Below are 18,353 nucleotides of genomic sequence, written 5' to 3'. Positions count from 1 at the left end.
CACCCCAGAAGCCTAGCGCCGGGCGCGACCCCACAGGGCCGTCACCCGGCGGCGCAGGCGGTTCCAGGCGACCTTGACCGGGGTCGGGGCGCGGGCCGGAGCAGGACGTTCCTCGGTCGGCAGTTCGACGCCCGCAAAGCGGACGATCAGGTCACGCAATTCCGGTTCCTGTACGCCAAGGGCGGCCTCGACCGGGGTCATCCATTGCAGGGTACGCTGTCCCTTCTCCGGCCAGGTGGCATGCTCGCCTGTCACCTCGAGACCATAGACATCGACCTTGACCTTGCGGGCCGCGCCGCTCTTCAGGCGCTTGAGATATTCGTACTCACCAAGCGGCCGCTCAGCGATCACGCCATCCAGCCCGGCCTCTTCGAAGGCTTCCTGGGCTGCGGCGGCCGGATCACTGCGGTCCTTCATCGGCCAGCCCTTGGGGATCACCCAGCGCTTGGTTTCGCGCGATGAGACCAGCAGGATCTGCAGGTCCGCACCCGAGCCGCGCCAGGGCAGAGCTGCCACCTGACGGCGCTTTTTCTCAGCTTGCTTGACCGGCTTTTCCGTCACTTTTTCCAATGTCCAAGGCTCGCAGTCGAACAGGTGGCGCGCGCGCACGCCTATAGCGCGCGTACCGGGCTGAGTCGTCGAGGGCGGATCCTGAAACAGCGCCAGAAAAGCGCTGTCAGCAGTTGCATACCGCCAGGTCGGGCTATCGGAGACATCAGCCGGGACAGGCCGGCCTGTGAAACCCAGATCCAGGGCCGGGGCGGGCCCCAACGAATCATAATCCGTGTTCGGATTATTGCCCGGTTTGCGGCACCGCAATGGCGCCGGAAATCTTTTTGCAGCTGTTGGCGTCTTGTGGGCACCAGGGCTCTCGTCCTTCGCTGGCGACTGAGGCATGGTCATGGCGCAAGGAAATGATCGGGAGCCGGGCATGGCGTTCAAACTGATGATCAATGGGGAAACCCGTGAGGTCGAGGTCGAGGGCGATACGCCGCTCCTGTGGGTCCTGCGCGACAGCCTGGGTTTGGTCGGGACCAAGTTCGGCTGCGGCGCTGCACAGTGCGGAGCCTGCACCGTGCATCTCGACGGCACGCCGGTCCGGGCCTGCATGACGCCTGTCCGCCGCGTGGGCGAGAAGGCGGTCGTGACGATCGAAGGGGTCGGCAAGGACCCGGTCGGGGCGCGGGTGCAGGAGGCCTGGAAGGCCATCGATGTTCCGCAGTGCGGCTACTGCCAGGCAGGCCAGATCATGTCGGCGACGGCCCTGCTGACGGCCAACCCCAAGCCCGACGATGCCGCCATCGATGCGGCGATGAACGGCAATCTCTGCCGCTGCGCCACCTATATCCGTATCAAGGCGGCCATCCGGGCCGCCTCCGGCCAAGGAGTCTGATCATGGACGGCGAAACGCTCCGCGATCCCACCCGCCGGCTGGTCCTGCAGACCGGGGCGGCGCTTGGCGGCGGCCTGATGCTGTCATTCAGCCTGACCCCCACCAGCCAGGCCAGCGGAGCCAGCCCGCTGAGCGCCTATGTCCGGATCGCGTCAGACGGCGGCGTGACGATCGTCTCCAAGGTTCCGGAAGTGGGGCAGGGGATCAAGACCTCCCTGCCGATGCTGATCGCTGAAGAGTTGGACATCGACTGGTCGGCCGTCACGGTCGAACAGGCCATTGCCGATACCAAGGTGTTCGGCCGACAGGTGGCCGGCGGCAGCATGGCCACGACCCTTGAATATGACGGCCTGCGCCGCGTGGGAGCTGCCGGCCGGGCGATGCTGATCGCCGCTGCGGCCACCCGCTGGGGCGTTCCTGCCGAGGCCTGTTCAACTGAGCCGGGCGCAGTGCTCCACGCCCCCAGCGGTCGCCGCCTGGCCTATGGCGCGCTCGCCGAGGCCGCTGCGGCCTTGACGCCACCGGATCCCAAGACGCTGGTCCTGAAAGATCCCAAGACCTTCCGGATCATCGGCCAGCGCAAGCCGGGCCAGGACCTTGACCGCATCACGACCGGTCAGCCCCTGTATGGCATCGATACCCGTCTGCCCGGCATGTTGTACGCGACCTTCGCCAAGGCTCCGACCTTCGGGGCCAAGGTGGCCAGTGTCGATCTGGCCCCGGCCCGCGCCGTCGCCGGCGTCCGGGACGCCTTTGTGGTCGAGGGCGGGACCAACCTGCAGAGCCTGATGCCCGGGGTGGCCGTGCTCGCAGACACCTGGTGGGCGGCCAGCAAGGGTCGCAAGGCGCTCGACATCAAGTGGGCCGATCACCCGACTGCCGGTCAGAGCAGTGCCGGCTTCGCCGCCAGAGCCGCCGAGCTGGCCAAGGCCCCGCCTCACCGCACCCTGCGGGCGGACGGCGATACGGAAGCGGCCTTCAAGGGCGCAGCCAAGGTGGTCAGCGCCGCCTACAGCTATCCCTTCATCGCCCATGCCAGCCTGGAGCCGCAGAACTGCACCGCCAGTTTCAAGGATGGCAAGGTCGAGATCTGGGCTCCGACCCAGAACCCCGAGAGCGGCCGCAAGCTGGTGGCTGCGGCGCTCGGGATCACCGAAGCCGACATCAACATCCATCTGATGCGCATCGGCGGGGGCTTTGGCCGGCGGCTGATGAACGACTACATGGTCGAGGCCGCCGTGATCTCGAAACAGGCCGGGGCCCCGGTCAAGCTGGTCTGGACCCGCGAAGACGACACCCAGCATGACTTCTACAGGCCGGGCGGCTGGCACAATTTCACCGCAGGTCTCGACGCCAAGGGCGATCTAGTCGGCTGGCGGGATCACTTTGTGACCTTTGGCGAGGGCGAGCAGTTCGCTACGGCCGCCGGCATGAACGCCACCCAGTTTCCCTGCCGGGCAGTGGCCAATTATCGGCTCGATGTCTCGGTCATGCCCCTGGGCGTCCCGACAGGGTTTCTGCGGGCACCGGCCAACAATGCCTTTGGTTTCGTGATCCAGAGTTTCATCGACGAACTGGCGGTTGCGTCCAGGCAGGATCCCGTCGCCTTCCGTCGCAAGCTGCTGGGCGAGCCGCGCCTGCTGGGCGAAGCCGGGCAGGGCGACGCCTTCCACACCGGCCGCATGCGTGGTGTGCTGGATCTTGTCGCCGAAAAGTCCGGCTGGGGCCGCAAGACGGCCAAGGGGACCGGCCTCGGCGTATCCTGCCACTACAGCCATCTGGGCTATGTGGCTGTGGTCATGGAGGTTTCTGTCGCCAAGGGCGGGGCGCTGAAGATCAAGAAGGTCTGGGCGGCGGTCGATGTGGGCTCGCAGATCGTCAATCCGGGCGGGGCCGAGCAGCAGGTCCAGGGCTCGATCCTCGATGCCATTGGCAGCACCCTGCACCAGGCGATCACCTTCGAAGGCGGCGCCACGGTCCAGGGCAACTATGCCGACCATCCCCTGCTGCGCATGACCGAGGCCCCGCCGATCGAGGTGCATTTCAAGCTCAGCGACAACCGGCCCACCGGTCTGGGCGAGCCGGCCTATCCGCCGGCTCCGGCCGCTCTGTGCAATGCGATCTTCGCGGCCACAGGCAAGCGCATCCGCTCACTGCCGATCGGGGATCAACTGGCCTGAGCGCCAGGCGTCCGCGCGACGTTTGCAGGTCCGCCTGAAACGGCTATCGGGTGACTGGAGGCTCAAGATCCTTGGGTCCTGAGCCGCTTACAGCAAGGTCATGCCATGTCGACAGTCACGATCGTCAGCCATCCGCTGGTGCAGCACAAGCTGACGCGGATGCGGGACAGGACAACCTCGACCAAGACCTTCCGCGCCCTGATGCGCGAGACGGCGACCCTGATCTGCTATGAGGTGACCCGCGACCTGCCGATGGACGAGGTACAGATCGAGACCCCGGTGGCACCGACCACGGCTCGCGAAATCGCCGGCAAGAAGCTGGTCTTCGCGCCGATCCTGCGGGCGGGTCTCGGCATGGCCGAGGGCATGCTGGACCTGGTGCCCTCGGCCCGCGTCGCCCATGTGGGCCTCTATCGCGATCCGGAGTCGCTGGAGGCGGTCGAGTACTACTTCAAGGCCCCCCAGGACATCGCCGGCCGTCAGGTCATCGTCGTTGATCCAATGCTGGCCACCGGTCATTCGGCCATAGCCGCCATTTCGCGGCTGAAGGCGGCCGGAGTCACGGACTTGCGGTTTGTCTGCCTGCTCTCAGCCCAGACCGGCATCGACAATCTGAGCGCCGCCCACCCGGACGTGCCGATCTGGACGGCGGCCATCGATCCCGAACTCAATGACCATGGCTATATCGTCCCCGGTCTCGGCGATGCAGGCGACCGGACCTTCGGTACCCGCTAGTTCGGCAAGGCCTTGACGAAGGCCTTCACGACGCTGGCCGAATTGTCTGAGGCCAGCTGCAGGAAGGTGTGCATCTCGTTGGCCTCATCGCCGCCGCCCGCCAGGTCCGACAGGCTCCGGAAGGCGATGAAGGGCGCGCCATTGGCATAGGCCACATGGGCGACGGCAGCGCTTTCCATATCCACGACCCGGGCCTGGAAGGTCGCGCGGGCATATTTGCGGTAGGCGGCATTGTCGAGGAAGACCGGCGCAGAGATGCCATTGCCACCGACCACCACCTTGGGGGCATGGACAAGGCACTGGCTGGCCACGCAGCGGGACAGTGGCGCGGTCGGGGCGATCGCGCGTGCCGTTTCCAGCATGGTCTTGTCGACCGGGAACCAGCGACGCCGTTCGGGCGGCGCGTCACCGCGGGCAATCATGATCGAGCGGGGGATCATCATGCCGAAGGCCGGCAGGTCGTCATTGCGCATGGACGCCGAGAGCTGGAAGCCGCTCTCGGTCTCTCGGGCAAAGGCCGTCTCCAGGTTCTGGCTCCACTGGTCGGCGACGATCACGTCACCGATGTCGAGGCTCTCGTCGACCCCGCCGGCGATCCCGGAAAAGACGATGCGGCTGATATTGAAGCGGTCCAGGGCCAACTGGGTGGTCATGGCGGCATTGACCATGCTGACGCCGCTGAGGAACAGCACGATGGGCTTACCCTCCAGGTCGCCGGTCACGAAGGTGACGCCTGCCGCCGTATAGCGCTTCTGGTTCTGGGTGGCCGAGGCCAGGGCCGTCAACTCGGGCGGAAAGGCGGACATCACGGCGATGCGTGGAGCTTCATCGAAGCGCTCGGCGGCTGAAGCCGGCAGAACGGCGATCAGGCATAGGGCCACGGCGGCAAGCAGGCGCATTTCGAAACTCGCTGGGACCAAAGGGCTTACGCCAGCATGGCGTTGAAGACCTGGACATAGCCGGTCGTGGGTTCCGGGCCAAATGCCGATGGACTGACCTGGCCCTAGGCACAGGCGCAGCCCGCTTGCGCGGTACACCAGCGCCGAACGACTGAGATAGAACTCCCGGCATCAAACAGTGCTTTAGTGGGAGGTGTCAGTGTGATTCATAATGGTTCGAATGCCATCCCGTCCAACTTGGAATCCCCTGGTCCTTCAGGTCGCCGCCGCCGCCGCCCTGGGTCTGGTGGTGGCCTTCCTGGCCTTTGTCTGCATCGAGCTTCCCCGTGATCTGAAGCAGATCGCGCCGCTCTGGTTGGCCAATGCCGTCGTTCTGACGGTGTTGCTCCGAACGGATCGCCGGCGATGGCCCCTGTTGATCGCCTTTGCCCTGGCGGGAAACATCGCCGCCAGCCTGCATGCCGGCGGCCGGATTCCCGTGGTGCTGGGACTGAGCGCCGCCAACGGCCTGGAATATCTGCTGGCGGCCACGGTCCTGCGCCATAAGCTAGGCCGCGACCTGGATGTCAGTCGGCCGCGTGACCTGGCCTGGATCGCCCTGATCTGCGGCCTTGTCGCGCCCCTGGCCTCAGGTCTGGTCGCTGCCACGGTCCTCTTTATGGGCCGCGCCGTCGATCCCGGACATACCCTGATCAATTGGGGCCTGGCCAACGCCCTGGGCCTGATGCTCCTGACGCCCTGCCTGCTCGCCACCCGCCAGGCGCGGGCCTTGCTGGCCGAGCGGCCGATCACCCGCAATGGGGTGATCGCGCTGGTGGTGTTGGTCCTCACCGTCCTGCTGGTCTTCACCCGACCCCGCTATCCCTTGCTATTCATCATTCCACCGGTACTGGCCTTTGTGGCTCTGGAGATGGAATTGCTCGGCGCGGCGGCGGGCATTGTGATCCTGACCCTTCTGTCGATCGGCTTCACGGCCATGGGCCTTGGCCCCATCGCGCAGTTTGCCCAGGCACCTGCCGAACGGTCGCTGCTTCTGCAGATCTTCCTGGTCGTGGCGGTTTTCGCCGCCCTGCCTCTGGCCACGATCAATGCCCAGAGGCGTCGCCTGCGCGATGTGGCCCAGGAGCAGAAGCAATGGGCGGAAATGGCCGAAACCCTCGCCGGCGTCGGCTATTGGCGACATGATCTGGCCACCGATGCGATCACCTGGTCAGAACAGATGTACGTGATCTTCGGCGTCGAGCACGGCACGTCGGTTTCTGGTGGCCAGTGGCTGGAGTCGATCTATCCGGATGATCGCACCGAGGCCCAGAACCAATACTTGGCGCTCCTACAGTCTAGGTCACCGAGCACGACGATCCTGACCCGGATCATGCGCCCGACCGGCGAAATCCGTTATCTGACCGGCAACATGGTGCTCGAGCGCGATGCCGATGGTCAGCCTGTCACCATCTTCGGCGTCCTGAAGGATGTCACCCTGCAGAGAGATGCCGATCGTGCCATCGTGGAAAGTGAAGCTCGCTTCCGGATGCTGGCCGAAAATGGCAGCGACGTTCTCGCCCACTCCGGCCTGGACGGCCGGTTCACCTATGTGTCGCCGTCGGTGGAGCTTCGTCTGGGCTACCGGCCCGAGGAACTGATCGGCAGAAGCACCTTCGAGTTCATTCATCTCGAAGATGTCGACGCCGTTCAGCAGGCCGTCCGGACCCAGATTGAAAGCCGCGGGACAGCCCAGCCCGAACGGGTCGAATACAGATCCCGACACAAGGACGGGCGCGAGATCTGGTTCGAGGCTCGCCCAACCCTGGTGCTGGATCCGGCCACGGGCAGGATCGACGGGGTCACCGACATCATCCGGGACATCACCCATCGTAAGCGCCTGGAACAGGAGTTGCGTCAGGCCCGTACCGATGCCGAGGCGGCGGCCACCGTGAAGGGCGAGTTTCTGGCCAATATGAGCCACGAACTGCGGACGCCGCTGACAGCGGTTCTCGGTTTCACCCAGCTGGTCGAGGCCCAGCCGGAACTTAGCGAGACGACGCGGGCCTATGTCGATCGGGTCTCGAATGCGGGCAAGGCCCTGCGCGCGACCGTCAACGACATCCTGGACTTCTCCAAGCTCGAGGCCGGCCAGGTCGATATCAAGCCCCGCCCCATATCGCCGGCGGAACTGGCCCGTGAGGCCATGGAGCTCTTCGAGGCCCAGGCCCGCAGCAAGAACCTCGTCCTGACCCTCTCTGGTCTCGAGCGGACGCCCGAGCGGGTGCTGGTGGATCCGGACAGGCTCAGACAGATTCTGCTCAATCTGATCGGCAATGCCGTGAAGTTCACTGAGCAGGGCGGGGTTGAGGTCGTTGCGAGCTTTGAGCCGCTCCGCGAGCGCCTGGGCTTCTCGATCATCGATACCGGGCCCGGCATGCCGGCCGATCGGGTGGGCGCGCTCTTTCAGAGATTTTCCCAGGTCGATGGCTCCCTGACACGAAAGCATGGCGGAACGGGCCTGGGATTGGCGATCTGCAAGGGCCTGGCCGAGGCCATGGGCGGCCAGATCGGTGTCGACAGCCGCGAAGGCGAAGGGTCGCGGTTCTGGTTCGAGATCCCCGCCCCGGAAGTCGATGCGGAGGAGGTCGAGGGCTATGACAGCGAGCAGAGCCTGTTCCTGCCCGACAACTGCCGGGTCCTGATCGTCGATGACAACCGCGCCAATCGTGAACTGGTCCGGGCCATTCTGGGTCCCTTTGGTGCCCAGATGACCGATGCGGCCGACGGCGACGAGGCTATCTCGAGCGCCAGTGAGGCTCCCTTCGACGTGATCCTGATGGACCTGCGCATGCCCAGGGTCGATGGCCGCTCGGCCGCCGTCCGGATCCGCCAGGGGGGGCGCAACGCCAGAACGCCGATCCTGGCTTTTTCAGCCGATGCCTCGACCCTGGCGGTTGACGATGTCTTCGACGGCCAGATCGTCAAGCCGGTCTCGACCCAGGGCCTGATCGTGACCCTCGCCAAAACCCTGGCGACCGGCCGGGTGTGACCGCGCGGGCTAGTCGGACTCTGGCAGGCGAAAGGCGCGCCAGGCCAGCAGGGCCCAACCCACCAGGAAGGCCAGGCCGCCCAGAGGTGTTATGGCCCCCAGCAACCGGGGCGCGCCCAGGGCCATGGCATAGAGGGATCCCGAGAAGATCAGGGTCCCGACCAGGAACAGGCCGGCGACCAGGCCCATGCTCCGGGCCCCCGCGCGGCCGAGGCCATAGGCGGCGAACACCGCCAGGGCGTGGACCATCTGATAGTGAGCTCCGGTCCTGAGCCATTCCGCCGGCTTCGCCGCTTCGACTCCGTGGGCGGCAAAGGCACCCAAGGCGACCGCACACAGGCCGCTCAGGGCCGCCAGGCCGGTCCAGGTCTTGGGGGTCCAGCCCGGCATCGGCTTACGCTCCGTCACGGTTGCAATCGCTGGCCGCGACCTTAACGTTGTTCACCTGCCCGTAAAGCCGCTCCCTGAGAGAGCCAGGCGCGGGCAGTCGGGAGGACGGCATGGCGCTCACTTGGGGCGACGACTATCCGATTCACCAGACGCCGGAGCCTGTGGCCTATGCCGGTACGGATCGGAACTTCTATGACCGCTATTTCTTCAACGGCTACGCCCTGGACGGGGACGGTAGCGACCTGTTCTTCGCTGCCGCGTTCGGCATCTATCCGCATCTGAACATCGCTGATGCCGCCTTCTGCGTCATGAAGGACGGCCGGCAGGTCAATCTCCATGCCAGCCGCTGGCTGAACATGGAGCGCATGGACCTCAAAGTCGGCCCCATCCGCATCGAGGTTCTGGCTCCGTTGCAACGCCTGAAGCTGTCGGTTGATGCCCCTGATGAGGGGATCCGCGCCGAGATCGTCTTCGAGGGCCGGGCCTTTCCGATTGAGGAGCCGCGGTTCATCCGGCGCAATGGCCCGCGCACCTTCATGGACTATACCCGCCTGACCCAGAACGGCCGTTATAGCGGCTGGATCGAGGTCGACGGCGTCCGTTCCAGTGTCGATGGCCATGTCGGGACGCGAGACCGCTCCTGGGGTGTGCGCCCGATCGGCATGCGCGACCCCCAGGAGGCCGCACCGCCCCTGCCCATGCAGTTCTTCTGGCTATGGTCGCCCTGCAATTTCGACGATGGCGGCCTGTTCTTCCATACCAATGATGACGACCTCGGGCGTCCCTGGAACCGCAGGGCCCTTTGGCTGGGCGACGGCGGCCGGGAGGACGGGGAGGGCGAGTTCGAACAGTCGGTCTGTGCCATCGACTGGCGCTCAGGGTCCCGCCACGCCCTTGCTGCGAGCCTTGATCTGGGCGCGGGCGGGCAATTGTCCATCGCGCCCCAGGCCGAGTTCTACATGCTGGGTCTCGGCTACGGCCACCCGGTCTGGGGGCACGGCCTCAATCATGGGGCGCTGAAGGTGGCGCGCGAGGACTTCGTGACCGCCGACCTTGACCGGCGCATGCCCCATCACCTGCATGTCCAGGCTCTGAGCCGGGTCACCTTCACCGACGCCGAGGGGCGCACCCGGATCGGGCGCGGCGTCTTCGAGCAGCTGGTCCTGGGACCCCACGCGCCTTCGGGCTTCAAGTCGATCCTGGATCTTGCCCCATGACCCTGGCCGAGCGGCTCGAAGCCTATCTGACCCGCCATTTCGCGACACCGACCGTCGTGCGGGATCTGTCCCGCATACCGGGCGGGGCCAGTCGCGAGACCTATCGCTTTGATGCGATTGTCGACGGGCAGGTCCGTCCGCTGATCCTGCGGCGCGATCCCCCCGCCAGCCTGATCGAGACCGATCGCAGCCTGGAATATCTGGCCTTTGAGTCCTTCCATGACCGCGCACCGGTGCCCAAGCCCATCGTTCTGGAATCGGAAGGCGCTGAGCTGGAGCGTCCCTTCTTCATCATGACCCGTATCGACGGCGGTGCGGCGGCCTCGCCCTTCACCGTCCAGCCCTACGGCCCCCACGCCCAGGCCATCGGGGAGGCCTTTTTCGGGGCCCTGGGAGCCATTGCAGCAACCGAGCCGGCGGGGCTGCCCCTGGCCAGGGCGGCGATCGCCCCGGAGGCGGAAGATTGCTGGCGTGTGGCGCTGGATCACTGGTCCGCCGTGATCGAGGCCGATGAGCAGCATCCCCAGCCGATCGTGCGGGCGGCGATCCGCCGTCTGCGTCGGGCACCGCCGCCGCCGGCCGCCGCTGTTCGGGTGGTGCATGGCGACTATCGCACCGGCAATTTCCTGCATGACGGCGAGGGCAGGATCCTGGCCATCCTCGACTGGGAAATGGCCCATCTGGGGGATCCGCTGGAGGACCTGGCCTGGGCGATCGATCCACTCTGGGGCCATTATGACGAGGGGCGGGTCGCCGGGATGATCCCGCGCGCCGAAGCCCTGGCGATCTGGAGCCGAACCAGTGGCCTGGCCGTCGATCCGGCGGCCCTGGCCTGGTGGGAGCTATTCAGCGCCGTAAAGGGTCAGGCGATCTGGACCTCGGCGGCGCGGGAGTATCGCGACGGCGGTTTCAAGGACCCGGTTCTGGCAATTTCCGGCTGGTACACCGCCCGCCGGCACGATCAGATCCTGGCCGCTGGCCTCATGCGACTGGAGGGCCTGTCATGACCCCGAGCCTGCCCGATATTCTGGTCGGCAACTTCCTGTGCGTCGCCGAGCCGCCGCCGCCGGAGTCTGCCGGTGAGTTCATGGCCGGCAAGGTCGCCGTGGTGGCCCTGCTGTCGCTGCTGGCGGCCCAGGAGGCCGAGCGCGGGCTCGCGGCCAGGGTCTGGGAAAACGCCACCCTGCGCGCCGTGCTGAATGAGGCTGCGCCGGTTTATGGTCAAGCCTTTGCCGCAGCCGCCTCTGACGCCCCGGACGGTGATTTCACCCTGGCGGCCCTGGATCGCAGCAATGCGGTCCTGCGGCGGTCGCTGATCGCCCTGCATGAAGCCGTCGAGGACGCCCGCGATACCGCAAGGGACCAGGCCATCCTGCGCCTCTATCAGGACATGGCCCACGCTCGGCGACTGGACATGCCGCCCTTGCCGGGGCGCTAGGCTCTATTTCTTGTGCTTGAGGTGTTCGGCCTGTTCCTCGGGACCGATGTCGAGGAAGGCCGGCGCGGCGGCGTTGTACTGGCCGGTCCCGTTGAGATCCATGACCACGCTGCGGTGGCCCTGCCAGATCATGTGCACGGCCACATAGAGCACGATGGCCAGGCCGACGAAGCCGATCCAGCGATGCTTCTGCAGCAGGCTGGCGATGGCCGAGGCGGCGACGCCCATCAGGATGATCGAGAGCAGCAGGCCAAAGACCAGGATGCCGGGATGTTCCCGGGCAGCCCCGGCCACGGCCAGGACATTGTCGAGTGACATCGAAACGTCCGCGATCAGCACCTGGATGAAGGCCTGCTTGAAGCTCTTCACGGGCTTGGCGCGGGGCTCGGTCGTGGGGTCGTCATCGATGGACGCCACCGCGTCGGCCTGATCGTGGGTGGCCTGCTCGCGCAGTTCCCGCCACATCTTCCAGCAAACCCAGAGCAGCAGGACCCCGCCGGCCAGGAGCAGGCCGATGACGCCCAGCAACCAGGTGGTGATCAGGGCGAAGCCGATCCGCAGAACGACCGCCGCCCCCAGACCATAGAGGATGACCTTGCGGCGATCCTTGACCGGCAGGCCCCCGGCCGCGAGGCCGACTGCGACAGCATTGTCGCCGGCCAGCACGAGGTCGATCATCAGAACTTGCAGGAAGGCCATGAACGGGCCTTCCAGCCCGCCCGCCTGGGCGATCAGAGTGTCAAACATGACCCCTCATGCGGCAGGGCGGGCGGCGTTGCAAGTCCGACCTAGTGGTGGGCGGGCTCCAGTTGCTTGCCGTGGTGCGCGTCGTGGCCGTGATCGGCCGCAGCGTGACCGTCATGCGCATGGGCGTCGTGGCCGTGGTCATCGTGGCCATGATCGTCGCCATGAGCCTCATGGCCGTGAGCGTCATGGCCATGGTCGTCGTGGTGACCATGATCATCATGACCCGAAACCGGGGTAGCGGCGGCCACAGGCGTCACATGGGCGACGTGTGCGGCCGGGGCATGCGGATCCGGATGGGCAGCAGCATGCGGATCGGCGGCGTGGCCGTGATCGTCGTGGGCATGATCATCATGACCATGGTCGTCATGGCCGTGCTCGCCATGGGCTGCATGGTCATCATGATGGCCGTGGTCATCATGGCCGGACACCGGCGTCGCAGCGGCGGGGGCTGCAGCGACAGGGGCCACATGGGCGACGTGATGGGCCGCGCCATGGTCGTCATGGCCATGGGCGTCGTGACCATGGCTGTCGTGGCCGTGTTCGTCATGACCGTGGGCCGCGCCGTGGTCGTCGTGTCCGTGGTCGTCATGGCCATGCTCGCCGTGGTGAGCATGATCGTCATGGTGGCCGTGATCATCATGGCCGGAAACCGGCGCGGCAGCGACTGGCGCGACATGGGCGACGTGATGGGCGGCACCGTGATCATCATGACCGTGGCCGTCATGGCCGTGATCGTCATGACCATGCTCGTCGTGCGAGGGGGCAGCATGACCATGGTCGGCGTGGCCGTGATCATCATGGCCATGGGCGTCGTGGCCATGGTCATCGTGAGCATGGCTGACCGCCGTGGCCACAGCCGCACCGGTGGCCGCGGCGACCATCGGATTGACATAGGACACATGGGCCGTGGTCGGGCCGCTATCGGCCTCCATCTCGTTGCGGCCATAGTCGGTGAGCGTGCGGAACTTGCGGCGCTGTTCGGCCTTTTTGCGGCCGGCGGCGGCATTGCGCGAGATGATCGCCAGGATAAGCACGGCGAGCAGAACCAGGGCACCGCCCAGAACCGACTTCAGAGGCGTCGCACCCAGGCCGGGCAACGTCACCTTGCCGTCGAGGCCCGGGAGATTGAGCTTCGCCAGCAGACCGCTGGTCTTGGCCTTGGCTTCTTCCTTAAGCGGGGCGACCCGCTTGACGATCTCACCCAGAGAGAAGGCCTGGCTCGGCTTCACGCCGTTCAGTTCGACGCCGAAGTCCGACTTCAGTTCGCCCTTGGCATCCGCACCGGGCTTGACCTGCCAGGCAAAGCTGGTCGGTTCGCCGGGCTTGATCACCGCAGTCTGCTGACCGCTCGGGGTGACCTCATAGCCTTCGCCTTCCAGCTTGGCATAGGCGCTGGTGGACTTGGCGGCCTTGCCGAGGCCGAGTTTCGCGGCCTGGGCCTTGATCAGGTCGCCGAGGGTGGCGGGCAGGGACAGGGTGACCTGTCCCGCCTCGCCCTTGCCCAGGCTGTCTCCAGCAACCAGGACTGCACCCTTGGTGGCTTCCGGGGCCACGGCGGACTGAAGCTGATCCAGCTTGGTGACCGGCTTGGTCGCGACGGCGGCCGGGATGGCCGGGGTCGGAGCCTTGGCCAGCGGCGCGGCCGGCTGGGCCGGTGCGGCGGCCTTGATCACCGGCGCGGGGGCGGCGACGGTCGCCGGCTTGACTGCGGCGATGGTGGTGGGCTTGGCGGCCGGCTTCGCGGCGGGAGCCGGCGACGATGCGGTGCGGTTGGCCGGTGCTGCGGCAGGGCGCGGGGCGTAGCGAACCGCGCGACGTTCCTTGGGATTGGCGATCGGACGCATGGCCGTGACCAGGGTGCCGTCCGGGCGACGCCAGGTCTTGAGGTGGGCGTTGGAGCTGGGCGGGATCACGGTGGCGGACGGAGCGGCCTTGGGCGCAGAGGCCGTGGCCCCCAGCAGACCGTCCGGCGCGGCTCCGGCGTCCGGGGCCGGTGGAGCCCCCATCAGATCCGGCGCGGTCGCCGCACCCGATCCGGTCTGGGCCGAGGGCGTTGTGGTGTCCACATCGCCCGCGCCACAACCAGCCAGTACCAGGACGCTGAGTGCCGAAGCACTCAGAGCCGCCAAACGCGTATGTCGTCCAAACATCGGGTCCCCCGATCCCATGCTAGATTCCCCCCACCGAGCAGCGCTCGCGGAACACTAGTCCGTGAGGAAAGCATGAGCTTGCGACGAAATCAAAACGGTTAAGCGAGATTCACGAATTGAATTCACCCCCGACGGGAAATTCGCGACGTCTCATAGAGTGCAATCGCCGCCGCGGCCGATACATTCAGGCTTTCAAACCCGCCCGGCATGGCGATTTTCCCCATAGCATCACAGTGTTCAGCCACCAGTCGGCGTACACCTTCACCCTCCGAGCCCAAAACGAGTACGGTCGGGGTTCCGTCCAGAACCACCTCGAGGGTTTCCTCGGCTTCGCCGGCCAGGCCGATCGCGCGCCAGCCGAGCTCGGCCAGCTCTTCGAGGGCGCGGGAAAGATTGACCACGCGCGCGTAGGGCGTCTTGTCGATGGCCCCGACGGCCGTCTTGGCCAGCACGCCCGAGAGGGTGGGGGCGTGTCGGTCCTGCAGGATCACCCCCCGCGCACCGAAGGCGGCGGCCGACCGGAAGATGGCACCGACATTCTGCGGGTCGGTGATCTGGTCCAGCATGACCAGAAAGCCCTCGGCAGGCGTGCCCAATTCAAAGATCGAAAGGGGTTCCGGCTCGTCGATCTTCAGGGCCAGGCCCTGGTGTGCCGCGCCCTGGGGCAGCTGACGTGCGATGTCGGGACCTTCCAGGATCTGCAGACAGGGCAGTTTGGCTAGGTGGGGCGCGAGTCGTTTGGCCCGGTCAGGGGTGGCCAACAGACGCTTCGGCGCGGGGCGCGCGGGGTTGGCCAGGGCCGCCTCAACGGCGTGAATCCCCCAAATCCAGTCCTTTTCGTCGTTTCCGCCCTTCGAAAAGCCCTGTTTATTCCGTGACTTGTGAGGAAAATCACGTCCTGACGCAGAAGGCTTCCGGCGGTCGTTGCGTTCGGAATGAGAGGACACTATAAGACGCGCTCCGATTTGGGGCCCTGAGGGTTTCCGCGAGCCAGGACGGCGCTGCTTTAGCACTGACCGTCCGAGTTCAAGGAGGCCTTTGTTCCTTTTTCGTGACGACCGGTTCGCCGGGCGTGGCGCAAGAGGAGGGTCGCATCGCGGTTGCTCAACGCGCGCTGGGGGAATGTCCCGAGTGGCAAAGGGGGGGGACTGTAAATCCCCTGGCGTACGCCTTCGTAGGTTCGAGTCCTACTTCCCCCACCACGCGCGTTGAACCGCTGTGAAGCGATCGCCACAGGACGCCAAAGCCAGAGACCGGGAGCCGACCGCGACCCCGCAGCTAGGCGGGTATAGCACAGTGGTAGTGCAGCAGCCTTCCAAGCTGAGGATGCGGGTTCGATTCCCGCTACCCGCTCCAAGCTCCCTCAATAACGACATTCATTCATAGCCGCCGGCGCGCAAGGTAGAGACCATGGCCAAGGAAAAGTTCGAACGCACTAAGCCGCACTGCAACATCGGCACCATCGGTCACGTTGACCATGGCAAGACGACGCTGACGGCTGCGATCACCATCACGCTGGCCAAGGTCGGCGGCGGCAAGGCGATGAACTACGCCGACATCGACGCTGCGCCGGAAGAAAAGGCCCGCGGCATCACGATCAACACCGCGCACGTGGAATATGAGACGGCCAACCGTCACTATGCCCACGTCGACTGCCCCGGCCACGCCGACTATGTGAAGAACATGATCACCGGCGCGGCGCAGATGGACGGCGCGATCCTGGTGGTTTCGGCCGCTGACGGCCCGATGCCCCAGACCCGCGAGCACATCCTGCTGGCCCGTCAGGTCGGCGTTCCGGCCCTGGTCGTCTACATGAACAAGGTCGACCTGGTCGACGACGAAGAGCTGCTTGAGCTGGTCGAGATGGAAGTGCGCGAGCTGCTTTCGTCGTATGACTTCCCGGGCGACGACATTCCGATCACCAAGGGCTCGGCCAAGGTCGCCATCGACGGTGGCAACCCCAAGATCGGCGAAGAGTCGATCCTGGCGCTGATGCAGACGGTTGACGACTACATCCCGCAGCCGGCCCGTCCGCTGGACCTGCCGTTCCTGATGCCGGTCGAAGACGTGTTCTCGATCTCGGGCCGCGGCACCGTGGTCACCGGCCGTATCGAAAAGGGTATCGTCAAGGTCGGCGAAGAAGTCGAAATCGTCGGCATCCGTCCGGTTCAGAAGACGACCTGCACGGGCGTCGAAATGTTCCGCAAGCTGCTGGACCAGGGCCAGGCTGGCGACAACGTCGGCGTTCTGCTGCGCGGCACCAAGCGCGAAGACGTCGAGCGCGGCCAGGTTCTCTGCAAGCCGGGTTCGATCACCCCGCACACGAAGTTCGTGGCTGAGGCCTACATCCTGAACAAGGAAGAAGGCGGCCGTCACACCCCGTTCTTCACCAACTATCGCCCGCAGTTCTACTTCCGCACGACGGACGTCACCGGGATCATCAAGCTGCGCGAAGGCGTGGAAATGATCATGCCGGGCGACAACGCCGAGCTGGACGTCGAGCTGATCACCCCGATCGCCATGGACCAGGGCCTGCGCTTCGCCATTCGCGAAGGCGGCCGTACGGTCGGCGCCGGCGTGGTTGCCAAGATCGTCGAGTAATCGACCGGTCTTCAGCGACAAGCTGATCTAATGCGAAGGCCCCGGCGGAAACGCCGGGGCCTTTTGCTGTTCTAGGGCTTGTCGGCCACGCGGGGCGCTTCCATGTCGCGACCGCCCTGGTGGAGCACGAGCGCCGTGGCCGGCTTGTCACCGGTCTGCTTGAAGCTGATCCGGGCGTCGAGGCCCACCGCCTGGAACTCGCCTGGGGCGGTGGCGACGATCTGGATCGGCCCCTGGCCGGTGGCCTGGGTGATCAGCCTGTCCCCGTCGCGGAACACCTTGAGAATGAAGTTCGGTGCCAGGGCGTAGGACCCGACATAGGTGTCCACGGTCGCCTTCGGTACGGCTATGGCCTTGGGGAGCGCGTAGGTCCCGAAGCACAGGCCCGCCAGGTTGTTGGCCATCGGCGTCGAGGGTGCGGCCTGGAAGTTCGACAGCACAATCGTGACCAGGCCATCCTTGGGGTATCGGTTCATCGCGGTGCTGAAGCCGTTGATGCCGCCATTGTGCGACACCCGCTCATGGCCGTCCTGCACGGCGATGCCCCAGCCGAAGCCGTAGTGCTCGAGGTTCTCGGTCCAGGCGGCCTTACGCGAGGCCTCGGTCAGGATCTTGCCGTCCGTCAGGGCGGTGTTCCAGATCAGCAGGTCATCGACGGTCGAATAGAGCGAGCCCGCCGCATAGGGCAGGGTCATGTCCAGATAGTCGGCGTTGCGCCAGCCGCCCTTGCCCGGCTCATAGCCCGAGGCGCGTTTGGGCAGGACATCGCCGCTGACATCGTAACCGGTGCTCTTCATGCCAAGCGGCTGGAAGATGTGCTGGCTCAGATAGCTGGCATAGGTCTGGCCGGAAGCCTTTTCGATGATGTAGCCCAGCAGGATGTAGCCGGTGTTGTTGTAGGCGAACTTGCTGCCCGGCACGAACTCCAGCGGCTTGTCCTGGGTAAGCCTGACGATCTCCTCGGGCTTCAGCGGCTTCTTGGACGCACCGTTCTCGAAGAAACCCGGGAGGCCGGTGTAGCTGGGAATGCCCGAGGTATGGTTCAGCAGGTGTCTGATCGTGATCTTCGACCAGGCGGCGGGGGCCTGGGCGTAAAACGTCGAGACCGGATCATCGATCGACAGCTTGCCGGCCTCGGCCAACTGCAGGATCGCAGTCGCGGTGAACTGCTTGGTGAGCGAGCCGAGGCGGAACTTGGTGTCGGGCGTGTTGGGAATATCCCATTCGCGGTCGGCGGCTCCGTAGCCTGCGCGCAACAGGGGGACACCGTCCTTGGCCACCAAGACGGTGCCGCTGAATACCCCGTTGTCCACTTGCTGGACGACCAGAGCCTGGGCCTGGCTGGCGAAATCAGGTGTCGCGCAGCCTGGGCCGGCGGCCAGGGCAGGTCCGGCCATCAGCAGGCCCGTCGCGCCGAGCGCCAGCATCGAGATTTTCATGAGATCGTCCCCTGGGTTGAAGCCCAAGCATCACCTTGCGGCAGCTGCGCCGCAATTTAAGGATGTGTAACCTTGGGTACCCTCTCATCCCTGACCCGTCCTGCGGCGCTTTGAGCTCTCCAGCCTCGCCTTG

15 protein-coding genes and 2 tRNA genes are annotated in these 18,353 nt (G+C 65.9%); 10 read left to right on the top strand and 7 right to left on the bottom strand.

Going from position 1 to position 18,353, the window contains the following annotated elements; genetic code table 11:
- Positions 1-12: 12 nt before the first annotated feature.
- Positions 13-570, bottom strand: a complete 558-nt coding sequence (locus ACW17U_RS10510) for an NUDIX hydrolase (RefSeq protein WP_492052343.1) — start codon at positions 568-570, stop codon at positions 13-15.
- 361 nt (positions 571-931) lie between these two features.
- Between ACW17U_RS10510 and ACW17U_RS10505 the strand changes: the two genes are divergently transcribed.
- From ACW17U_RS10505 to upp, 3 genes are all read left to right on the top strand, one after another.
- Positions 932-1,393 carry a (2Fe-2S)-binding protein gene (locus tag ACW17U_RS10505; RefSeq protein WP_492052342.1) on the top strand — a complete coding sequence of 154 codons (462 nt, stop codon included), beginning with the start codon at positions 932-934 and terminating at the stop codon, positions 1,391-1,393.
- A gap of 2 nt (positions 1,394-1,395) precedes the next feature.
- On the top strand, positions 1,396-3,573 hold the full coding sequence (locus ACW17U_RS10500; RefSeq protein ID WP_492052341.1) for a xanthine dehydrogenase family protein molybdopterin-binding subunit: 2,178 nt from the start codon (positions 1,396-1,398) through the stop codon (positions 3,571-3,573).
- A 105-nt stretch (positions 3,574-3,678) separates the two neighbouring features.
- Positions 3,679-4,308, top strand: coding sequence for a uracil phosphoribosyltransferase (upp, locus tag ACW17U_RS10495; RefSeq protein WP_492052340.1), 630 nt, complete (start codon positions 3,679-3,681; stop codon positions 4,306-4,308).
- Here the strand turns inward: upp and ACW17U_RS10490 are convergent.
- Positions 4,305-5,207 (bottom strand): 5'-methylthioadenosine/S-adenosylhomocysteine nucleosidase, encoded by a 903-nt coding sequence (locus tag ACW17U_RS10490; protein WP_492052339.1) that lies wholly within the window; start codon positions 5,205-5,207, stop codon positions 4,305-4,307. The two genes, upp and ACW17U_RS10490, sit on opposite strands and share 4 nt — an antisense overlap.
- 220 nt (positions 5,208-5,427) lie before the next feature.
- Between ACW17U_RS10490 and ACW17U_RS10485 the strand changes: the two genes are divergently transcribed.
- Entirely contained in the window at positions 5,428-8,238 is a 2,811-nt protein-coding gene (locus ACW17U_RS10485; protein WP_492052338.1) for a PAS domain S-box protein, read from the top strand.
- A gap of 9 nt (positions 8,239-8,247) precedes the next feature.
- On the opposite strand, the gene ACW17U_RS10480 is transcribed toward ACW17U_RS10485, so the two are convergent.
- Complete coding sequence (locus tag ACW17U_RS10480; protein ID WP_492052337.1) at positions 8,248-8,628, bottom strand: DUF423 domain-containing protein; 381 nt, start codon at positions 8,626-8,628, stop codon at positions 8,248-8,250.
- Between the two features lie 110 nt (positions 8,629-8,738).
- Between ACW17U_RS10480 and ACW17U_RS10475 the strand changes: the two genes are divergently transcribed.
- From ACW17U_RS10475 to ACW17U_RS10465, 3 genes are read left to right on the top strand one after another with little or no spacing between them, the layout of a single operon-like run.
- On the top strand, positions 8,739-9,845 hold the full coding sequence (locus tag ACW17U_RS10475; RefSeq protein WP_492052336.1) for an Rv3169 family protein: 1,107 nt from the start codon (positions 8,739-8,741) through the stop codon (positions 9,843-9,845).
- Positions 9,842-10,852, top strand: coding sequence for a phosphotransferase family protein (locus ACW17U_RS10470; RefSeq protein ID WP_492052335.1), 1,011 nt, complete (start codon positions 9,842-9,844; stop codon positions 10,850-10,852). Before ACW17U_RS10475 ends, ACW17U_RS10470 begins: the two co-directional genes overlap by 4 nt.
- Complete coding sequence (locus ACW17U_RS10465; RefSeq protein ID WP_492052334.1) at positions 10,849-11,283, top strand: hypothetical protein; 435 nt, start codon at positions 10,849-10,851, stop codon at positions 11,281-11,283. Before ACW17U_RS10470 ends, ACW17U_RS10465 begins: the two co-directional genes overlap by 4 nt.
- Positions 11,284-11,286: 3 nt before the next feature.
- Here ACW17U_RS10465 and ACW17U_RS10460 read toward each other — a convergent pair whose 3' ends face one another.
- From ACW17U_RS10460 to rlmB, 3 genes are all read right to left on the bottom strand, one after another.
- On the bottom strand, positions 11,287-12,030 hold the full coding sequence (locus tag ACW17U_RS10460; RefSeq protein WP_492052333.1) for a TerC family protein: 744 nt from the start codon (positions 12,028-12,030) through the stop codon (positions 11,287-11,289).
- 41 nt (positions 12,031-12,071) lie between these two features.
- On the bottom strand, positions 12,072-14,180 hold the full coding sequence (gene stpX / locus ACW17U_RS10455; RefSeq protein WP_492052332.1) for a stalk-specific protein StpX: 2,109 nt from the start codon (positions 14,178-14,180) through the stop codon (positions 12,072-12,074).
- A 122-nt stretch (positions 14,181-14,302) separates the two neighbouring features.
- Complete coding sequence (gene rlmB, locus ACW17U_RS10450) at positions 14,303-15,127, bottom strand: 23S rRNA (guanosine(2251)-2'-O)-methyltransferase RlmB (RefSeq protein ID WP_062145516.1); 825 nt, start codon at positions 15,125-15,127, stop codon at positions 14,303-14,305.
- Positions 15,128-15,296: 169 nt separating this feature from the next.
- On the opposite strand from rlmB, the gene ACW17U_RS10445 reads away from it, so the two are divergent.
- The 3 genes from ACW17U_RS10445 (at position 15,297) to tuf (ending at position 16,781) form a co-directional block, all read left to right on the top strand.
- Positions 15,297-15,382: transfer RNA gene (locus ACW17U_RS10445), tRNA-Tyr, on the top strand.
- 80 nt (positions 15,383-15,462) lie between these two features.
- Positions 15,463-15,536 (top strand) — tRNA-Gly (locus ACW17U_RS10440).
- 54 nt (positions 15,537-15,590) lie between these two features.
- The gene (gene tuf / locus ACW17U_RS10435; protein ID WP_492052331.1) at positions 15,591-16,781 is read left to right on the top strand and encodes an elongation factor Tu; all 1,191 of its coding nucleotides are present in this window, start codon (positions 15,591-15,593) and stop codon (positions 16,779-16,781) included.
- A 71-nt stretch (positions 16,782-16,852) separates the two neighbouring features.
- Here the strand turns inward: tuf and ACW17U_RS10430 are convergent, their stop codons facing one another.
- The gene (locus tag ACW17U_RS10430; protein ID WP_492052330.1) at positions 16,853-18,220 is read right to left on the bottom strand and encodes a serine hydrolase; all 1,368 of its coding nucleotides are present in this window, start codon (positions 18,218-18,220) and stop codon (positions 16,853-16,855) included.
- Positions 18,221-18,353 lie beyond the last annotated feature (133 nt).

Source organism: Caulobacter sp. AVps16, assembly GCF_058681455.1.
Note: the sequence above shows the minus strand (reverse complement) of the source record. Positions and strands in the feature narration are given on the sequence as shown.